21 protein-coding genes are annotated in these 17,582 nt (G+C 44.7%); 9 read left to right on the plus strand and 12 right to left on the minus strand.

Annotation, left to right across the window (positions count from 1 at the left end; translation table 11 throughout):
- Positions 1-58: 58 nt before the first annotated feature.
- Genes AC060N_RS08085 through AC060N_RS08105 form a run of 5 tightly spaced genes read left to right on the plus strand, consistent with a single transcriptional unit; the run spans position 59 to position 4,541 of the window.
- Entirely contained in the window at positions 59-1,012 is a 954-nt protein-coding gene (locus AC060N_RS08085) for a FecR domain-containing protein (RefSeq protein ID WP_479526647.1), read from the plus strand.
- On the plus strand, positions 1,009-2,583 hold the full coding sequence (locus AC060N_RS08090) for a carboxypeptidase-like regulatory domain-containing protein (protein ID WP_479526648.1): 1,575 nt from the start codon (positions 1,009-1,011) through the stop codon (positions 2,581-2,583). Before AC060N_RS08085 ends, AC060N_RS08090 begins: the two co-directional genes overlap by 4 nt.
- Positions 2,570-3,247, plus strand: coding sequence for an ABC transporter ATP-binding protein (locus AC060N_RS08095; protein WP_479526649.1), 678 nt, complete (start codon positions 2,570-2,572; stop codon positions 3,245-3,247). The genes AC060N_RS08090 and AC060N_RS08095 overlap by 14 nt, the downstream gene beginning before the upstream one ends.
- 2 nt (positions 3,248-3,249) lie before the next feature.
- Positions 3,250-3,972, plus strand: coding sequence for a hypothetical protein (locus AC060N_RS08100; protein WP_479526650.1), 723 nt, complete (start codon positions 3,250-3,252; stop codon positions 3,970-3,972).
- Positions 3,969-4,541, plus strand: coding sequence for a TlpA family protein disulfide reductase (locus AC060N_RS08105; RefSeq protein ID WP_479526651.1), 573 nt, complete (start codon positions 3,969-3,971; stop codon positions 4,539-4,541). The genes AC060N_RS08100 and AC060N_RS08105 overlap by 4 nt, the downstream gene beginning before the upstream one ends.
- 57 nt (positions 4,542-4,598) lie before the next feature.
- Here the strand turns inward: AC060N_RS08105 and AC060N_RS08110 are convergent, their stop codons facing one another.
- The 9 genes from AC060N_RS08110 to AC060N_RS08150 all read right to left on the minus strand — a co-directional run bounded on the left by AC060N_RS08110 (position 4,599) and on the right by AC060N_RS08150 (position 10,254).
- Positions 4,599-4,955 carry an arsenate reductase family protein gene (locus tag AC060N_RS08110; RefSeq protein WP_479526652.1) on the minus strand — a complete coding sequence of 119 codons (357 nt, stop codon included), beginning with the start codon at positions 4,953-4,955 and terminating at the stop codon, positions 4,599-4,601.
- A 134-nt stretch (positions 4,956-5,089) separates the two neighbouring features.
- Positions 5,090-5,512: a hypothetical protein gene (locus AC060N_RS08115; RefSeq protein ID WP_479526653.1), complete on the minus strand. Its 423-nt coding sequence runs from the start codon at positions 5,510-5,512 to the stop codon at positions 5,090-5,092.
- Positions 5,509-5,922, minus strand: a complete 414-nt coding sequence (locus tag AC060N_RS08120) for a DoxX family protein (protein WP_479526654.1) — start codon at positions 5,920-5,922, stop codon at positions 5,509-5,511. Before AC060N_RS08120 ends, AC060N_RS08115 begins: the two co-directional genes overlap by 4 nt.
- A 287-nt stretch (positions 5,923-6,209) precedes the next feature.
- A complete protein-coding gene (locus AC060N_RS08125; protein WP_479526655.1) occupies positions 6,210-6,596 on the minus strand; it encodes a hypothetical protein in 387 nt (128 codons plus the stop codon).
- Between the two features lie 138 nt (positions 6,597-6,734).
- Positions 6,735-7,157 (minus strand): DUF3788 family protein, encoded by a 423-nt coding sequence (locus AC060N_RS08130; protein ID WP_479526656.1) that lies wholly within the window; start codon positions 7,155-7,157, stop codon positions 6,735-6,737.
- Positions 7,158-7,516: 359 nt separating this feature from the next.
- Positions 7,517-7,990 (minus strand): DsrE family protein, encoded by a 474-nt coding sequence (locus tag AC060N_RS08135; RefSeq protein WP_479526657.1) that lies wholly within the window; start codon positions 7,988-7,990, stop codon positions 7,517-7,519.
- 312 nt (positions 7,991-8,302) lie between these two features.
- Positions 8,303-8,677 (minus strand): GyrI-like domain-containing protein, encoded by a 375-nt coding sequence (locus AC060N_RS08140; protein ID WP_479526658.1) that lies wholly within the window; start codon positions 8,675-8,677, stop codon positions 8,303-8,305.
- A gap of 25 nt (positions 8,678-8,702) precedes the next feature.
- Positions 8,703-9,212 (minus strand): DUF3124 domain-containing protein, encoded by a 510-nt coding sequence (locus tag AC060N_RS08145; RefSeq protein ID WP_479526659.1) that lies wholly within the window; start codon positions 9,210-9,212, stop codon positions 8,703-8,705.
- 172 nt (positions 9,213-9,384) lie between these two features.
- Positions 9,385-10,254, minus strand: coding sequence for a UbiA family prenyltransferase (locus tag AC060N_RS08150; protein ID WP_479526660.1), 870 nt, complete (start codon positions 10,252-10,254; stop codon positions 9,385-9,387).
- A 518-nt stretch (positions 10,255-10,772) separates the two neighbouring features.
- On the opposite strand from AC060N_RS08150, the gene cyoA reads away from it, so the two are divergent.
- Genes cyoA through cyoD form a run of 4 tightly spaced genes read left to right on the plus strand, consistent with a single transcriptional unit; the run spans position 10,773 to position 14,776 of the window.
- Positions 10,773-11,783 carry a ubiquinol oxidase subunit II gene (gene cyoA / locus AC060N_RS08155; RefSeq protein WP_479526661.1) on the plus strand — a complete coding sequence of 337 codons (1,011 nt, stop codon included), beginning with the start codon at positions 10,773-10,775 and terminating at the stop codon, positions 11,781-11,783.
- 1 nt (position 11,784) lies between these two features.
- Positions 11,785-13,782: a cytochrome o ubiquinol oxidase subunit I gene (gene cyoB, locus AC060N_RS08160; protein WP_479526662.1), complete on the plus strand. Its 1,998-nt coding sequence runs from the start codon at positions 11,785-11,787 to the stop codon at positions 13,780-13,782.
- Positions 13,783-13,796: 14 nt separating this feature from the next.
- Positions 13,797-14,408, plus strand: a complete 612-nt coding sequence (gene cyoC, locus AC060N_RS08165) for a cytochrome o ubiquinol oxidase subunit III (RefSeq protein WP_479526663.1) — start codon at positions 13,797-13,799, stop codon at positions 14,406-14,408.
- A gap of 44 nt (positions 14,409-14,452) precedes the next feature.
- Entirely contained in the window at positions 14,453-14,776 is a 324-nt protein-coding gene (cyoD, locus tag AC060N_RS08170; protein WP_106543456.1) for a cytochrome o ubiquinol oxidase subunit IV, read from the plus strand.
- Between the two features lie 115 nt (positions 14,777-14,891).
- On the opposite strand, the gene AC060N_RS08175 is transcribed toward cyoD, so the two are convergent.
- Genes AC060N_RS08175 through AC060N_RS08185 form a run of 3 tightly spaced genes read right to left on the minus strand, consistent with a single transcriptional unit; the run spans position 14,892 to position 17,456 of the window.
- Complete coding sequence (locus AC060N_RS08175; protein WP_479526664.1) at positions 14,892-15,644, minus strand: LytR/AlgR family response regulator transcription factor; 753 nt, start codon at positions 15,642-15,644, stop codon at positions 14,892-14,894.
- Positions 15,625-16,812, minus strand: a complete 1,188-nt coding sequence (locus tag AC060N_RS08180; protein ID WP_479526990.1) for a sensor histidine kinase — start codon at positions 16,810-16,812, stop codon at positions 15,625-15,627. The genes AC060N_RS08175 and AC060N_RS08180 overlap by 20 nt, the downstream gene beginning before the upstream one ends.
- 56 nt (positions 16,813-16,868) lie before the next feature.
- Positions 16,869-17,456, minus strand: a complete 588-nt coding sequence (locus tag AC060N_RS08185; RefSeq protein WP_479526665.1) for an outer membrane beta-barrel protein — start codon at positions 17,454-17,456, stop codon at positions 16,869-16,871.
- Positions 17,457-17,582: the final 126 nt, after the last annotated feature.

Below are 17,582 nucleotides of genomic sequence, written 5' to 3' on the forward strand. Positions count from 1 at the left end.
ATTTTCACCTGTTCTTTAGGGGATTCATTTTCGGGAAGGTTCATTCTTAAAAAAAGCAATGGAACCCATTCCGATGCATCTTATTATTCAGTCATTCGAAAGCGAGCTGTCAAAAAAGGAACGGCAAGAGCTTGATACGTGGTTGGCGGCATCAGACGAAAACCGACAGCAATACGAAGAGTTGCGGAAAACATATACTGCCAGCGGAAAACTGAACATCGACTTCGAACCGGATGCCCGGAAGGCATTAGCGAAAGTACACCGGCGAATCCATTCGAAGAAAGTCATTCGTTTCACCTGGCGGGTAGCTGCTGCAGCAATTTTCCTGGCGCTGGTTACGCAGGTTGTTTTACAAACACAATCAACTGCCACCTGGAACGAGGTTATCGCGCAGCAACGGCAAACCGTTAACCTGCCCGACAGCTCCAAAGTCATCCTGGCGAAAAATGCAAAGTTGAGCTATCCATCTGCCTTTGCGAAAAATGAGCGCGATGTTCGGTTGAGGGGAACAGCCTATTTTGAAGTGACTCACCATCCCGAACGCCCCTTTCGAATAAAAACTGCCGATGCCCGGATAAAAGTATTAGGTACCAAATTCCTGGTGAAATCCGGTGTGAAAAATACAGAGAGCGTTTCGGTAGACGAAGGACGGGTTGCATTCCGGACTGGTTCGTTGTTCGCACGGCAAAAAGTGATTTTGACCAAAAATGAAATTGGGATTTGGAATGCCCAAACTCATCAGTTAACTGAACAAGACAATCCAAATCCAAACAGCAATGCATGGATTTCGGGGCGACTTTCGTTTACGAGCGCACCGTTGTCGGAAGTTTTAAAAACACTGGAAGACCACTTTAAAATATCTGTAGAGCTGGCAGACAAGAATTTCGCCGACCTGAAATATTCCGGGCAATTTAACGATCAGGAAGGCGCTCAGAAGATCATACAAACCATCTGCCTTACCCTTAATCTTTCATACCAACAACAAACTAACCACTTTATCCTTACACCATGAAAAAATTATTGTATCTACTCATCGTGATTACGCTGATGTCGGGAACAGCAGTGGGACAAACCCATTCCCCGACGACCTATCTGGACATTCTGAAAGGGCTTTCCGAAAAGCTAAAACTCGAACTCAGCTACAGTCTCGATTTAGTGGAGCTGAACGAAAACACTACTATTCAATTTAGTGCCAATGCTGATAGCTGTATCGCTGAATTGGAAAAAGCAGCCGATCTGAGAATAACACAAACGGATACGCATTTAATTGTTGCATCGAAGGCACCCGCTTACATTCGTTTGCAGGGAAAAGTAGTCGATGCTAAAACAGGTGAGTTGTTGCCTTATGCCAATATTTTAATTGGAAAAGCCGGGGCTGGTACGATTACCAATACCGAAGGCGCATTCGATTTTAAAATACAAGGACGCTTTGCCGGAAGTCAAATTCGGTTCTCGTTCCTGGGCTATACAAGTCAGCAGCTTTCCATTCCTTATGCCAGTGATAGCAGCCTGGTCATTAAAATGATGCCTAAGCCTTATCTGTTAAGTGATGTGTATGTGTTACCTAATGGAGCAGCGGCAGTTGACATTGTCAAACAGGCAGTAAAGAATATCAAACGAAGCTACCCACGCACGACCACCCAGATGGAAGCCTTTTACCGCAATACCAATTACCGCGATACTATAGCTTCTCAGATTGTTGAAGCGGCTTTGCTGATCCAGGATCGGGGAATTAATACCCAGCCGTCAACCACACGAATCCAGGTTGAGGAGATACGAAAAAGCAACAGCTATCTCGTTCCCAAAAGTACAAAGGAGAAATTATTTGAGGCTGGAATGGAAAAATGGTTCGGTGGACACCGGAATATGTTCTATCGAGCCTATGCAAATAATGTAAGAAATTACCGTATGAGTTGGTGGTATAAACCCTTGACAGATTATAAAACCTTTAAATACGAATTTGCCGGTTTTGAGTGGCTCGATTCGGTGAAAGTTTATAAAATAAAATTCATTTACGACAAGCTTCAACCTGACGGAAAGAGGGCTTCAGAAAATAAAAATTCGGAAGATGGAGGGTACATCTACGTCAGTTCGAAAGACTGGGGAATCTTGAAAATTGATAGGTGGTGGAAGGTGTTGAATAATAGTCACCTTAAAAATATGGTTACCAAAGACGACTATATCTGGAGAACAGAAACAGGCTACCAAAAAGTAAATGGAAAGTATTATTTGAAATACAAAACTGGCTTTGCTATGCCTAATGGGACCTTTTTCGTTTATGAAAATCCGGATGCACCAAGCAAAGAAAAAGTAGTAAAAGAAAGGCAATGGGCCGAATATGTCCTTCTGGTCACCAAGGTAATCACGGACAAAAAAGAAATGGATAAAATCAGGTACAGCGAAAAGCTGGCCCGCGATGAACACACTTATGAAGTGAAATATCCTTATCATCCCGAATTCTGGAAAACTTACAACATTTTAAAAGAAAATCCGGTACAGGCGAAATTCATCCAGGAGATGGAATGGGAAAAATCGCTGGATATTCAGTTTAAAGAAAACTCATCCAACTATGCTAATAACTAATAATATCACAAAGAAATTCGGGAGCTTTGTAGCGGTCGACCAACTTAGCTTCGAAATCGCCAAGCCCGGACTTTACCTGTTTGTAGGAGACAACGGTTCCGGAAAAACCACTCTGTTTAACCTGATAGCCGGACTTATCAATCCCCAAAAGGGAGAAATTAGTCTGGACAACCAGACGGATGCCGATGCACGCCGAAAGCAGATGGGGATTTCCACCGAACCGTTCACTACAGAACCATCGATAACGGTGGATGAAATTGCGGAAATCGTCCAAAAGGTAAAGCATGTTTCTCCGGAAGAAATGAAAGAGCTGTTGAAGCAGTGGGAGATATGGACGGCCCGTGAGAAACCGTTTAAAGCCCTTTCAACGGGAATGAAAAAGAGGTTGAGTATTGCTTTGTCGATGGCCGGCAATCCGGATTTTTACCTTTGGGATGAACCGTACAATGGACTTGATCCGCTTGGCATCAGGTTACTGAACCAGATTATTGAGAAACTTGCCGAACAAGAGAAGACCATTCTTCTTTCAACACACCTGCTGAATGAAATAACGGTGCCTGTCAACACCGGATTTGTCATGAAAGAGGGACGTTTAGCCGGCATTGTTCATCGTGATTCTTCTGCCAACTTCAACGAATCGATTATGGATCTTTTAAAAAATTAGCAATGATTAGCATCGAGATAAAACTATTCAAAAATAAAAAGCAGATTCTTCCGGCAGCTGTTTTAATGCTGGCACTGCTTTTCCTGGCTTTTTTTGATTATTGGTTTGGAGCCGGCGACAAGCAACTAAATGGTGCTGCGTTGGCTGAATTCGTTTCCATACGGGCCAGTCAGTCAACATTGCCAGCCTTATTCTTTCTGTTTTGGGTGCTGCAACGTACCGTTCACCTGGTTAATACGGGGTATTACAAAATGCTGCTGGTAAATGGTTGGCCACGCCACCAACTGTTTTTGTACAGCATGCTGCAAGTTGGTTTATATGCCCTCTCGTTTATGTTGCTGAATTTTATTTGCTACGCATTTCTCAGCTTCTTCTATAGCACCAACCCACTGCAATTACTTTTGAATACCGATTATAACGCGTTAATATCACAGTTCTTATATCTGACGGCGACTGGTTTTATTGCACTAACCATTGCTTTTTGGCGTCCTTCGCCGGTCATGGCTTTACCCGTTCTGGTATATTGGCTGCTCGAAGGTTGGGCGGTCAATCTTATCCACCGTAAGCTGGAGTCCGATGCCGGCAACTTATTACCGCTTCAGGCAATTAAACAAACGATCTCAGAGAACCTGCTGGGTACGCCACAAATAGTTATGATAGCTGCCTATTCACTGCTGTTTCTGCTGATTCTCCATTTTTCCATCCAAAAAAGAATGTTCGTATGAAGATGAAATATCCCATTATCGTTGCTCTTGTTTTTGTTACCGGGCTGGTATTGAATAACAAGGTGACCGAATGGAAAACCTATCGTTTCTATAGTCAACTGAAAAATATAGATGATCCCATTCGGGAGGAACTTAAAAAAGATGAATTTCTCAGCGACGAAGCCGACGACTCCACCTTGGTGATTAATCTGTGGGCGACCTGGTGTGGCCCCTGCCAGAAGGAAATTCCTTTATTAAACGGATTGGTGGATAAATACGAAGATGGACATACGCTTTTTCTTTCCGTAACCGATGAAAGTGAAAAAAAAGTCTCGGAATGGGTGGAACTGCAAAAAAACGAGCCGGAGTATTTCCCGATGTATGAAAACAAACGTCTGATGAACTACCTTTTTCAATTGAACCCGAAACCTGGTTTAAAGAAAGGACGATTCCCGGAGTTGTTGCCTACCAACATTATTATTCACAACGGAAAATTGAGGCTTTTTGAACAAGGCTTTTCCAAAGAAAATGTAGCAAAGATGGATTCCGTTTTAGCAAAAATAGAAGCAGAAAAGGACAGAAGTTTATAATTGACGTAAAACCTGAATAACTTTTCCAAAGCTCCAAACTTTGGAAAAGTTGCTCGTTCATCGTCCCAACGCCTCTTTTATTGCATCCACCGTTTTCTTTGCATTCCCGACAAACAGTTGACCGTCGATTTCGAAGACGGGGCGTTTCAGGAAGGTGTAATCCATCAGCAGTAGTTTTTTGTAGTCAGCATCGCTGGTCACCGGATGTTGGGCCAGGGCATCTTTCAACTTGCGGGCCCGTTTGTTGATCAATTCCTCGTAGCTTCCGGTTTGCTGGTAGAAACGTTCCACCTGTTCTTCGGTTACGGGATTGAATTTGATGTCCTGCTGTTCAAAGCTGTCGTCAACCCCCGCTTCTTTCATGATTCGCTTGCTGGTATCGCAGGTTGAGAGGTAATATACTTTTCGTTGCATAATTATTTAGGTTTTGGGCGGGAAGATAGGGAAAAGTGGAAAGAAAACAGAATTAACAGAAATCCGGTAAGAATAATGAAAGGCGCAGCGGGGTTTTTTATGGCCTGCTGCGCACTTTTTTTACACTGTGTTGTTTACAGTTCGATACTCATATATCCTTCTTTCTGCAATTGAAAGTCATAAAGGAGACCATTTTTAGTCACGTGAATTTGTTTGGGCAGGTTTTTGGGATTGACTTGAAATTTCTTCAGAGACAATCCGCAAGCATACAATTCAACGTGATTTTTTTCTGCCATTTCCAGGTATGGAGCCATCTTGTCCATTTGAGTGATATTGGTAATTGTTTTACCACAAATTATCACCTTAAACTTACCGAATTGACTTCCATCTTCAGTTGCCAAATCTTTAGCTGCCAATATAATTGGCTTCAATTGTTTTATGCTTCTGGTGAGAACGATGTAGTTTTTAACGTTTGAATTTGCCGGTACCCGGGCCTGACTTTTACCTGCAGTCAGGAACGTGAAAATGGCGGCTAGTATGACAATGTATTTTTTCATGCTTTTTTGCTTTTTAAGATGTTAAAGTTGTTATTCAAAGCGAAGAACATCAATCCTCCAAATATGGCGATATTCTTAAACAGCGGTCCAATGGTTGACATTTGTCCGACTTGGATGGTAATTGTAATCGGGATGAGTATCAAAGCCAAAACAATGGCTGCGTATTTGGTATTAAATCCAATCAATAACGCAACGCCAGCAATAAACATAGCAATTCCTGAGGCAATTACTGAAATTTCAGGTTTACCTAACAAATAGCCCAACTCACTGAACCTGGCATGACTGATTCTGTCAACTACTTTTTCAACCTTGAATGTGTGCATGATACTAGCGACAATAAAGATCATGCTTAACAATATTCGGAGTACCGTAACGGCTTTCTTATTTATTTCGATTGTTTTTGTTTCCATTTTGCTTTCTATTTTTTATTGAAACACATTTCGTCTCATTGAAGGTACCAGTTGGTTTTAGCTGATACCGCTCAACTGAAAATGTATATGATTGCCTCTTTATGTGTTTTGGCAAGTTATTTCAACTTCGCACATATCACTATTCTCCCAATATCGGAGTTGGAGGCGATTCTATGCTCATCTGTATGAGACGTACGAAAAGCCCTGTCTCAATGATATGGCACATTAATTTTTTCTTACGATTAAAAAAGGTGTTTGTATAATAGATGTAACTGGTTTTGGTAAAATCAGATCATGTACTTCAATCTCTTATACAAAATGTAGAGAGGAATATTTTGATGAAGTGTATTTTGCTCAGCTAGCGACTGGAAAAAAGCGGAATGACCAATATGGGCATTTGAGAATTGATCTGTGAGCGGTGCAAACGATTTGAACGAAAGTTGATGTCCTGCATTCTCTGCATTTACGGTTTCCGCCTGATTAAATATTGTGCAACAATCAGCTGATTGTTCTAACGTCTTTTGGGGCGGATTAAGTGTTTTGGTTGGTTTTACACCTAATTCGTGTTGTAAGAAATTTCGAACGGAACAAGGAGCAATGATCAGCAACAGTCCCAATAACTGGGCTGCCCACAGATTTCTGTTTCCTTTTTTATGTTTGAAAATCCCTTCCATCACAAAACCTACTGCCGACAAAACTTACGTTCCGATCGATTGTCGTCAAAGTTAATGGAATTTTCTTATGAAGGAAATTACATACTATTTGCCAAAATAGGTTGCGGGTGAATATTCGGAAAATACACTGGTTGTCATTTATTTCAAGTGCTTTTTGTATTCCACTAGTGTCAGCACATCGTTGAGTTGTTCTTTCCCGGTGACGTTGATGACCAGAGGAATCAGCTTCCCTGTTAGTTCCCTTTGGTCGAACTCGCTTTTAATCGCATCGTCGATGTCCAGTTCCATCACACCCGGTTTTGTTTTTTCGGTAAAGTAGAAAGCTGTTTTGAAATAGTGATCCCAGACCGAAAGCCAGAAAACGGTTTTCTTCTTGAACTGTACCTTACACAGCCATGCCTTGCCGTCTTTGTAGTAGTTCCATCCGGCTACCAAATCATAAGGCGTTTTTCTGACCGTTTTCATCAACTCATCGAAGGCATCAAAGCTTGTTCCAAGTACTTCTTTCAACACCTCATCTGACGGTGGAGTGTTCGGGTCTTTCAGTTGGATGGTTTCCATAATTTGAAGCTATTGATTGGTTTAGTGGTTTTTTATTTACGATGAAACTACATATTATCAGTCGAATTACGTTAGGTTCTAACAAAATAGACAGCTTTTTAATGGAAAGAGGTCAGTTGCATTTTCGGATTGTGTTGCTGACCTCTATGGTTTTTTCTCTCTGTTAGTTTACTTTCACCGGGTGTGATTTCAGATTATCAGGAACATCATGGATATTCATAATCTTCATCTCTGGTTGAACTGAAGCGGTTGTTCCATCAGCAGGGCTTAGCGTTTTATTCTGATTTCTCAAAAAGAAAAGCCACTCAAAGGGTTACTTCATGAACCTTTTGAATGGCTTCAATCTATGTTTTTCTTCTTTAGTAGTCCAGCGTTACAATTCTTCCTTTCGTGAAATTGAAGAATTTGTCTTTTTGGGCAACCTGTACACCTTCCATTAAATCGTCAGGCGTATAACCGGCAATTTTCAGACAGGTAGGGCAGGCCATCACCGGGACACCTTTTTCAACCAACTGTTTTACGTAGGTTTGAAAGGATTCGAAATCTGCATAGGTTAAATCTTTCGCATCTTTCACCAGTAATTCAACTGCGTGAATATCCATATAAACGACTACGTCTTTGTCCATCGCCATCATGGCAGCCATTTTCAGCGGCATCAATACCCGGTGCGGGTCATCGTAGCCCTGGGTGATATGAATGAATACGCCATCGCGCGGTGCTTCAGCCTGTGTGGTCATCAGCTTTTGTGCGTCAGTCTCGTTTGCCTGCTTCGGTTTTTGATTACAGGAAGCAAGTAGTAATCCGATCAATAAAAGGAATCCAAACTTTTTCATAGTTTACGTTTTTGGGTTGATAAAACGGTTGCCTTCCGGTGTTATTAGCTGTTTGAACAATTAAAAAAATGGTTGGCTACGGTATTCGGTTTAGCAATTTAAAATACGGAAAAGCAACGAAAAGAGGACGATGGAGGAGTAAGTTATAGAGCAGAGTTCTCAATACTTCAGGCATCGTTTTTTCTTGTCGAACTCAGTTATTTATTATTTCTTCTTCACCGGAATCCAGATTCCTTCTTCTGAGTCGGGCGAAGCGTTTTTATATTTCTCTCCCAATATTTCGAAATGCGGCCGGTCATCCAGCTGGTAATCCTATTGCGGAAGCCATTCGCCCAGGATGTGTTGAAAGAAGGGAGCTGCATCGCTTGCCTTGCCGCGGTAAATGAATACCAGGTACAATCCTTCCGGGAGGACAAAGGTATCCATTCCTTCAGGAACCGAACTAAAATCGGTTACTTCGATAGCAGCCCATTTTTCGAACTCCGTCTTTGGATAGTAATTCGTGAAAAATCCTGATGGATAAATCTGCATCGAAATAAGGTCCTGGTTGACGTCATTTGTAATTTCTCTCAGCCGAGGCATGAATCTCTTCCAAAGCTCTCCGGTTTGATTTTCTGCAAACGACATGGTCATGCGCTTACCTACCAGTTTTTTGACCAGTATTTCTTCAATTCGATATTCTTTCATACTGCGGAGTACCAGAACTGATTTTTTATTTTGAAATTTTAATGCCTTTGGTAATAAATGAGAGTCCCTGTTGGCCGGTAGTCGAAATCATTACTGCTTCGAAAAGGGGCTCAACATCGTTGTTTTCAATAGCCCAATCAAAGATGAAGTTGGCGCCGGTTCCGCCTTCTTTATCACCTTCATCAATGACAATATCGATGGTTTCCAGCGGGGCCAGATAAATGGGCTTATCGAAATAACTCCGGATCTGATGCCCGGCAGAGTTAAAATACCGGGCATTTACTATGTATATAGTATCCTGCGGATTCATGTTCCGGATACTGACCGTTACGGTTAGCGGGTAGGTTTTGTTTTCATTTGATTGATAGACCTCGGAGTAGACCGGTAAATAGGTCGTTCCATGATGCAATGAGCCTTCTGTGGGAAGATTAATGGTTCTTGCCTCCCAGTTAACAGGGTTGGTGGAGCTTATTTTCTTATTCTGTCCACAGGAAAATAGTGCAACCAACGATATAGCGATGATTAGGTATTTCATACGTTCACGTATATGATTCGGCGTTTGGTATAAGATTTTATCTCATATGGAAAAATACGGATTTCTATACGCAAACCAATGTGCCACTCAATTAAAAGTGCATTTTCCTGTCGTATTGCCTGTCAATTGTTTTTATGTCCTGAAAAAGCTCTGGCGATTACTTCAAAAGTCCTTACATCAACGGGTCCACAATCATGGCGATGATGAGTACCAGCACAAAGTAGTTGATGCTCATGAAGTACCGGAACGGGTTGAAGTCGAAGTAGGCTTTGCGCAGCAGTCTTGAGAACAAGGCGATTAACCATACTGCTGCGGCGAATACCATGATTTTAAAGAACGTGGTAATAACCAGTCCCGAAAGGACAATCAATGCACCGATAATGGCCGTAGAGACGGTCCAGATGAAGATGGCCCGTTTGATTTGCACCGGTGTCATAACGGAAGTGATAGACGGAAAGCCGGCTACCTCGTATTCTTTACCATATTTCAGCATGAGCAGCCAAAAGTGAGGTACCTGTGAGATGAAAAAGAAAACAGTGAGGACCACCAACCGGATATCCAGCAATGCTCCGCCGCCGGCCACCCAACCTACTGCAGGTGGAATGGCACCAATCACGCTGCCGGGAATCACCGCGAAAGCGGTCACACGTTTCAACGGGGTGTAAATGCCGTTGTACCAGATGAAGGCCATGAAACCGAGAATAGCTGCTTCCAGGTTACTGCCTAAATAAATAATCCATGTTCCGGCCAGTATTTCGATGGCTGAAATCAGCAAAACATTCCGTTCGGAGATTCGTCCTGATGGCAACGGGCGGTCTTTTGTGCGTTCCATCAACGCATCTTTGTCGCGATCCTGGTAATGGTTTAGCGCCGCCGAGCCGCACGCCAGAATAAAGATTCCCACCATGGGTAGGATGACATTCGAATCGATGTGCTTGTTCGCCAGAACGTAACCAGCCAGCGTCGTCAGTGTGACCACAAAAGTGATCCGTGTCTTGTTCAGTTCAGTCAGTATGCTAATGAAGTTTTTCAGCTTTTTCATGTGAATACAAATGTCTCAATAAAACCAATTGCTACTCAAAAAGTTCTTCAAGGTAAATTGCTCTTAAAAATTTTTATTCGGCAAATCTGCCAAATCTTTTGCTTTTATCTTGCATTATTTAGTCAAAATAAAAATAAATTTGCGACTGTTTTGTAAAATATGGAAGGTTATTTAACTTTTCATATTTAAAATTGTTAAATGACTGTAATCATGTCGTGCACGGGCGGATAAAAGTGGCGGTAAGTAGTTTAACGAGAGCATGATAAAATCATTTAATAAAAGTTCATATATTTTAACAATTGATTGATAGGTGTTTGAGTGGATGGTCGGGAACAACCATATTGAAATAGGGTGAGTTACGTTTCCGGCTGAAGAAAAACGTCAGTTTTTATTGGTTTGGGTGCTAAGTGGCTTGATTCTTTTTGTTTTTGCCCTCCCAAAATTGAAGAAAATGTCTGTTGATACATGGTAGTCCTATGAAATTGATTAAATCTCTTATAAATGTTGCGAGGAACTCAATGATGAAAAAAAATCGTTACAAATCTTTAATGGGAGTGGTATTGTTACTGGCCACGGTTCTCCTGAGCAGTTGTAGCAATATGGTGGTGCTCGACCCAAAGGGACCAATCGGTAACGAGGAAGCTTTCCTGATCAAGATCGCATTCATCCTGATGTTGATCGTGGTTCTTCCCGTTTTTGTTATGGTCATTTGGTTTTCGGTGCGGTACCGTGCTTCCAACAAAAAGGCAACCTACAAGCCTAACTGGGCTCACTCACACAAAATTGAGCTGGTGGTATGGTTGGTGCCGATTGCCATTGTGGCGGCCCTGTCGTATCTGACCTGGGTTAAAACACATGAACTGGACCCGTACAAACCGATTGCATCGGATGTGAAGCCGGTTCGTGTTGAGGTCATTTCCACCGACTGGAACTGGCTGTTTATTTACCCCGATTACAACATCGCCGTGGTCAACCATCTCGTCTTCCCGGCCAATACTCCGGTGAATTTCCGTCTGACATCAGCTTCGGTAATGACTTCGTTCTTTATTCCGCAGTTGGGAAGTCAGATTTACGTGATGGCCGGTATGCGGACCAAGTTGCACCTGCAGGCCGATCACGAAGGAACTTACCTGGGGCAAAACATCGAGTACAGTGGTACCGGATATGCTACCATGCACTTCGATGCAGTGGCCACTTCGAAGGAAGAATTCGAAGATTGGGTGGAAAAAGCCAAACAATCGCCTGACGTATTGAATATGGCTACTTACGAAAAGTTCGCCCAACCCAATACCGACTATCCGGTAACGACTTATTCATCGGTTGCACCGAAGTTGTTCGACCATGTGATGATGCAGTTCATGGGATGGATGGGTGGTACCGACCACGCAATGAAAATGACGGACGATATGGATGATACACACCATATGCACGGAATGCAGGATTCTACTAAAATGCAGGAAGAGCACGGTCCAATGATTATGCAGTCCGATTCGGGACACGTACATACTAAAACAATGGAGGACAAATAATATGTTTGGAAAGTTGACCTTATCGGATATACCGTACAACGATCCGATCATCATGGGGGCCGTGGTTAGTTCCACATTTTTAGCCCTAATAATTATCGGCTTAATAACCTACTTTAAAAAGTGGCCGTATTTGTGGCACGAATGGTTGACCAGTGTCGATCACAAGCGTATTGGTGTGATGTACATCATCCTGGCGCTGGTGATGATGTTGCGTGGTTTTGCTGATGCCATTATGATGCGTGGACAACAGGCTATGGCGGCCGGACCTGATCCGGGCTATCTGACACCTCATCACTACGACCAGATTTTCGGTTCGCATGGTACCATCATGATCATCTTCGTGGCGATGCCTTTTGTGATTGGTTTGATGAACCTGGTAATTCCTCATCAGATTGGTGCACGCGATGTAGCTTTTCCGGTGTTGAACTCAGTTAGTTTCTGGCTGACGGTTGCCGGTGCCGGTTTGATTATGATTTCGCTCGGTGTGGGTGAGTTTACCAATACCGGCTGGTTCGGAATTGCACCGCTTTTCGAAAAAACATATAATCCCGGAGTGGGGGTCGACTACTGGATGTGGGCCTTCCAGATAGCGGGGGTCGGGTCGCTACTGAGTGGGGTGAACTTCCTGGTGACCATCGTGAAGATGCGTGCACCGGGTATGACTTGGATGAAAATGCCGTTGTTCACCTGGACAACCCTGACCACAAACGTATTGATGATTCTGTCGTTCCCGGTGATTACCGGTGCACTGTTCCTGCTGACGCTCGACCGTTACCTGGGCATGCACTTCTTCACCAATGGAATGGGTGGTAACATGATGATGTGGAACAACCTGTTCTGGATGTGGGGTCACCCGGAAGTATATATTGTGGTACTGCCGTCCTTCGGTATATTCTCCGAAGTGGTAGCAACGTTCTCACGTAAAAAACTCTTTGGCTACGTATCGCTGGTTTGGGCGACTGCAGCCATTATGATTCTTTCTTTCACCGTATGGTTACACCACTTCTTCACGATGGGTAACGATACGAATGTGAATATTTTCTTTGGAATAGCGACAATGGCAATTGCGATACCCACCGGGGTGAAAGTGTACGACTGGCTCTTTACCATGTACCGGGGGCGCATTACGTTTGCCACACCGATGTACTGGGTTCTGGGCTTCCTCACGCTCTTTGTGATTGGGGGAATGACCGGAGTGCTGATGGCGATTCCGCCTGCTGACTTCGTTGTACACAACAGTTTGTTTCTGATTGCTCACTTCCATAATATGCTGATTCCAGGCGCACTGTTTGGCTACTTCGCCGGATTTGCCTACTGGTTCCCGAAAGTGTTCGGTTTCCGTCTCGATGAGAAATGGGGCAAGCGCGCCTTCTGGGGATGGGCTGTCGGTTTCTTCGTAGCATTCATGCCGCTGTATGTACTCGGATTCATGGGTATGCCGCGTCGTATGGCTCATTACGATAACATGGCATGGCAACCCTGGTTGATTGTGGCTGCTGTCGGTGCCCTGATTGTTGGTGCCGGTATTCTGTCGCAGTTGATTCAGATTTATATCAGTATTCGCGACCGCAAGAAAAATCTCGACTTGACTGGTGACTCTTGGGAAAATGGTCGTACACTGGAGTGGATGAGTTCTTCGCCGCCTCCGGTATACAACTTTGCCGTGATTCCGAAAGTGGACGAGCTAGACGAATGGTGGGCCATGAAAGAGAATGGCACCGCGTATCAGCGTCCGGCTGAATACCACGATATTCACATGCCGAAGAATGTCGCCCGCGGACCGATTATCGGTGGTCTGGTACTGGCCTTTGGATTTGCCATGGTTTGGTACATCTGGTGGTTGGCCATTGCTGCCATGATTGGCATCATTGCTACCGTGATTATCGGCTCATCACACGACGATGAGGAATATGTTATTCCGGCTGCCGAAGTGAAACGGATCGAAGACGAACGTTTCGAGCAACTGGCTGCTGCCATGGAAGAAAAGAAGAATAACTAAAAAATCAGACAGTAATGAATACTAACGTTTCACAAAACGCAGTACATACAGCAGACGCGGAACATCCCAATCATGCTGAAATCCGGACCTTCGGGTTCTGGATTTACCTCATGAGTGACCTGGTTCTGTTTTCTGTGCTCTTTGCTACCTATGCGGTAATCGGTTTTAACAGTGCCGGCGGCCCCACGGGAAAAGATTTGTTCGACATACCTTACCTGTTTGTCGAAACCATGTTCCTGTTGCTGAGTAGTGTGGCTTTCGGCTTTACGATGATTGCCATGCACAACAACAAAAAACAACGGGTTATCATTGGCTTAATCGTCACCGCCTTGCTGGGACTTGGCTTCATCGGGATGGAGATCCACGAATTCGTTTCGATGATTGGTGAAGGAGCCGGCCCTGATCGCAGTGGTTTCCTTTCCGCCTTCTTTACGTTGGTTGGAACCCACGGTGCTCACGTAACCTTCGGACTCATCTGGATTGCTACCATGATTGGGCAGATTGCCAAATCGGGCATTACCGAAGGTATCAGCTCCCGTATGATGCGCCTCAGCCTTTTCTGGCACTTCCTCGACATTGTCTGGATTGGCGTATTCAGCTTTGTTTACCTGTTGCACGTTGTGTAACGTCTTTGACGAATTTGATTGTAAAAAATTAAAAAAGACATATTATGAGTCAAGCACATAACGAAGAGATGGGAGCCAAGATTACCACGAAAGCCTATGTCGTAGGTTTTATCCTGGCCTTGCTGCTTACCATCGTATCATTCGGAATGGCTATGAGCGGAGCGTTCAGCCGCACGGCGACCATTGTGGGATTGTTTATTGCAGCCTTTGCCCAGATGGTGGTACACCTGCACTACTTCCTGCACCTTGACCGTTCGTCGGCGCAGCGCTGGAACGTGATTGCCCTGCTGTTTACCGCCCTGTTGTTGTTTATCTTCGTAGGCGGAACGCTTTGGGTAATGTATACGCTCAACGCACGAATGATGTAAAAATATAAAGACCAACGGGAACGGTACAACTCGTTTGTATCCTCCCGCTGCTTTCCATTGATTATTGTTCGAAATCAAATGTAAGGACTGCTTTCTCGAAGGCGGTCCTTTTGTTTTAACTCAGCCATTTCTTGAAATCGGTGGCCCGTTCGATGCTGACAATGGTGTCCAACTCATCGTCGGCTTTCGGGGTGAGCTCCAGTTTGACCCTGCCGCGGGAATACGCCACCATGTTCGATATAGCATTCACGTTCACCAGGTATTTCCGGTTTATCCGGAAGAACATAGCGGGATCGAGTAGCGTCTCCAGTTTATCGAGCGCATATTCCACCGGGTAAGTGTTTCCCTGAAAGGTGCGCAAATAGGTGCCTTTGTCGAGCACATAGAAATAGGCAATTTCCGGGACTTCCACTTTCTTAATCTTTTCCCCGATTTGAATCAGAAACCGCTTTTTGTATTCGGGCTGCCTCCCCTGAATTTGTGCCAACAGCGTTTCAAAGTCGATGCTGAAGGCTGACTTCAGGTTACGGAACTTTTGCAGGCTTTCTGCCAAATCGCTTTGACGGATGGGTTTCAGCAGATAGGAAATGCTGTTCAGCTGAAAGGCTTTCACCGCGTACTGGTCGTAGGCCGTAGTGAAGATGATGGGCGTGTTAACTGCTACCTGATCGAAGATGCTGAAACTGATGCCGTCGGATAGCTGAATGTCCAGAAAAATCAGATCGGCGGTGTTTTGGTACAACCATTTCACCGATTCGCGGATCGAGCCCAATTTGGCGAGTATGTGGATCGAGGGATCAACATCCCGTAGCATTTTTTCCAGCTTGTCGGCAGCCAGCTTCTCGTCTTCAATGATGAGTACGTTCATTTGGTTCGGTTTCTATCAGTGGTAGTTTCGCTGTGTAATAGTTATCCTCTATCCTGAAAACCGGTAGGGCCTGATGAATCAGTTCATACCGTTTCGTCAGGTTCGTTTGTCCCACACCGGTAGTGGTTCCCATCGATATTTTAGGTTGAATCGTATTGCGCACCACCAGGCAGTTCTCTTCGCTGTAAACTTCAATCCGAAGTGGCCTGGCGTCGTTGATGATGTTGTGTTTGATGGCATTTTCCAGCACTACCTGCAACGACAGCGGTGGAAGCACCCGTTTGAGTAGGTGGGACGGAATATTCACCGAGTAGGTTAAATCTTTACCGTAACGGATTTGCTGTAGAAACAAGTACGAACGCATAAAGTCGAGCTCTTTCTCCAGTGTCGATACCGGTTGCTCGATGGATTCCAACACATACCGGTAGATGTGCGAAAACTCGTCGATAAACTCCTGCGCTTTTTCCGTATCCTTATCAATTAGTCCCGAAAGTACGTTGAGACTGTTGAACATGAAGTGCGGATTGATTTGGCTCTTCAGCACCTCAAACTTGATCTGCGAAAGCTCTTTCAGCAGGTTCCGGGCCTTTTGTTCTGCCTTCCGGCTTTCGCTGAAGAAGATGGTCCCTTCCAGTATGGCCACCATCAGAATATTGACGACGGCGAAAATCAGGGCATTGCTGATCAGTACACCGGTAAAATCTTCCCGGTAGGCACTAATCCAGTGGGCCAGCGACGTGATGGCGGTTGAAACGACCACAGCAATCACAACGGTCAAACTAAACTGGATGGCAATCCGCTTTAATAGACGCTTGCTCCAGGGGGCTATTCCGTTCAGGTAGCGAATGACCAGCAAGTCGGGATAGGCGATCAGAAAACCGGCCGTCATGCTTAGTACCATGCCCCGCAGAAATCGCAGCAGAAATTGTTCGGGGCCGTCGAGTACATGGTAGCCGCTCAGGTGATTGTAGGTAATAACGAGGACCTGTATCACGGCAGACAACCCCAGCAGTAATTTCAGCAGGCGGCCAAAGGGGAACAAGTTATGTATCGGTTGGTTAGGCATTTCCCGGATGTATGGTTGTTCGACGATAAAAGTACATGTTTTACGAAGAAAACTAAAGAGTTCCCGTAAGCTGAAAATGATGGATGAGCGAACGGATTTCATCAAGTGAGCCGGACATTGGCCCGGTCCACCGATGAAGTCCGAATTCTCTCACGCTATCAGAAGCTCTTGCGTATTCCCACCCTCACCTGCAGGTAACGATAGTCCAGTTGCCGGGTTGTGCCGTCGAAGCTGGTTTCCGGCGTCAGGGAGTTGAATTTCACCCCGGGGGTTAGGCTCCAGCTCTTTCCCAGTGGCAGGTCAATTCCACCGGCCAGTTGCCAGCCCCAGCCATGACCAGTGTCGTTAATGATGTCGCCATCGGCATTCTCGGTTTCGATGTGGTTGTACAAAGCGCCTGCCCGCAGGTACCACGAAACCGGTGAACTGCCCAACGCGCGTTTGTACTGCAAACCCATTACATAGCCGGTTTCCTCGAAACAGACATCCGAGCCTGCAAATGAGTTGTCGGCGCCGAAACGGTTCCAGCCCCAGCCGGCATATACCCCGGTGTGCTGTGCAAAGCGATAGTGGAAGATACCTTCGAAGCCAAGGCCCGGATTTAATTTGGCTCCGCCTAATTTTTGAGTAGCCATCGACAGACCGCTGCTCAGTTCAAATCCCCAGCGGCTATCGGCTGTTTGAGCCTGCGCAGGGAGAATAAGGGACAGGAAGATGATTCCTATGAAGATTGCTTTTGTTTTCATGATTCGCTGATTTGATGTTGATTAATCAGGAGCAAATCTAACGGCTCCGCATCAGCGCTGAAACATTAACCGGATGAACCTGCATATGAGTAGGATGAACGCGTCAGGGGAGGGGATGAGCGTGCA

The organism is Prolixibacter sp. DSM 2831, from assembly GCF_056493735.1.

Excerpts from the sequence above, each read along its gene's own strand:
- AC060N_RS08085 (WP_479526647.1), top strand. The coding sequence starts at position 59 with ATGGAACCCATTCCGATGCATCTTATTATTCAGTCATTCGAAAGCGAG.
- AC060N_RS08090 (WP_479526648.1), top strand. The coding sequence starts at position 1,009 with ATGAAAAAATTATTGTATCTACTCATCGTGATTACGCTGATGTCGGGA.
- AC060N_RS08095 (WP_479526649.1), top strand. The coding sequence starts at position 2,570 with ATGCTAATAACTAATAATATCACAAAGAAATTCGGGAGCTTTGTAGCG.
- AC060N_RS08100 (WP_479526650.1), top strand. The coding sequence starts at position 3,250 with ATGATTAGCATCGAGATAAAACTATTCAAAAATAAAAAGCAGATTCTT.
- AC060N_RS08105 (WP_479526651.1), top strand. The coding sequence starts at position 3,969 with ATGAAGATGAAATATCCCATTATCGTTGCTCTTGTTTTTGTTACCGGG.
- AC060N_RS08110 (WP_479526652.1), bottom strand. The coding sequence starts at position 4,955 with ATGCAACGAAAAGTATATTACCTCTCAACCTGCGATACCAGCAAGCGA.
- AC060N_RS08115 (WP_479526653.1), bottom strand. The coding sequence starts at position 5,512 with ATGAAAAAATACATTGTCATACTAGCCGCCATTTTCACGTTCCTGACT.
- AC060N_RS08120 (WP_479526654.1), bottom strand. The coding sequence starts at position 5,922 with ATGGAAACAAAAACAATCGAAATAAATAAGAAAGCCGTTACGGTACTC.
- AC060N_RS08125 (WP_479526655.1), bottom strand. The coding sequence starts at position 6,596 with ATGGAAGGGATTTTCAAACATAAAAAAGGAAACAGAAATCTGTGGGCA.
- AC060N_RS08130 (WP_479526656.1), bottom strand. The coding sequence starts at position 7,157 with ATGGAAACCATCCAACTGAAAGACCCGAACACTCCACCGTCAGATGAG.
- AC060N_RS08135 (WP_479526657.1), bottom strand. The coding sequence starts at position 7,990 with ATGAAAAAGTTTGGATTCCTTTTATTGATCGGATTACTACTTGCTTCC.
- AC060N_RS08140 (WP_479526658.1), bottom strand. The coding sequence starts at position 8,677 with ATGAAAGAATATCGAATTGAAGAAATACTGGTCAAAAAACTGGTAGGT.
- AC060N_RS08145 (WP_479526659.1), bottom strand. The coding sequence starts at position 9,212 with ATGAAATACCTAATCATCGCTATATCGTTGGTTGCACTATTTTCCTGT.
- AC060N_RS08150 (WP_479526660.1), bottom strand. The coding sequence starts at position 10,254 with ATGAAAAAGCTGAAAAACTTCATTAGCATACTGACTGAACTGAACAAG.
- cyoA (WP_479526661.1), top strand. The coding sequence starts at position 10,773 with ATGATGAAAAAAAATCGTTACAAATCTTTAATGGGAGTGGTATTGTTA.
- cyoB (WP_479526662.1), top strand. The coding sequence starts at position 11,785 with ATGTTTGGAAAGTTGACCTTATCGGATATACCGTACAACGATCCGATC.
- cyoC (WP_479526663.1), top strand. The coding sequence starts at position 13,797 with ATGAATACTAACGTTTCACAAAACGCAGTACATACAGCAGACGCGGAA.
- cyoD (WP_106543456.1), top strand. The coding sequence starts at position 14,453 with ATGAGTCAAGCACATAACGAAGAGATGGGAGCCAAGATTACCACGAAA.
- AC060N_RS08175 (WP_479526664.1), bottom strand. The coding sequence starts at position 15,644 with ATGAACGTACTCATCATTGAAGACGAGAAGCTGGCTGCCGACAAGCTG.
- AC060N_RS08180 (WP_479526990.1), bottom strand. The coding sequence starts at position 16,812 with ATGAAATCCGTTCGCTCATCCATCATTTTCAGCTTACGGGAACTCTTT.
- AC060N_RS08185 (WP_479526665.1), bottom strand. The coding sequence starts at position 17,456 with ATGAAAACAAAAGCAATCTTCATAGGAATCATCTTCCTGTCCCTTATT.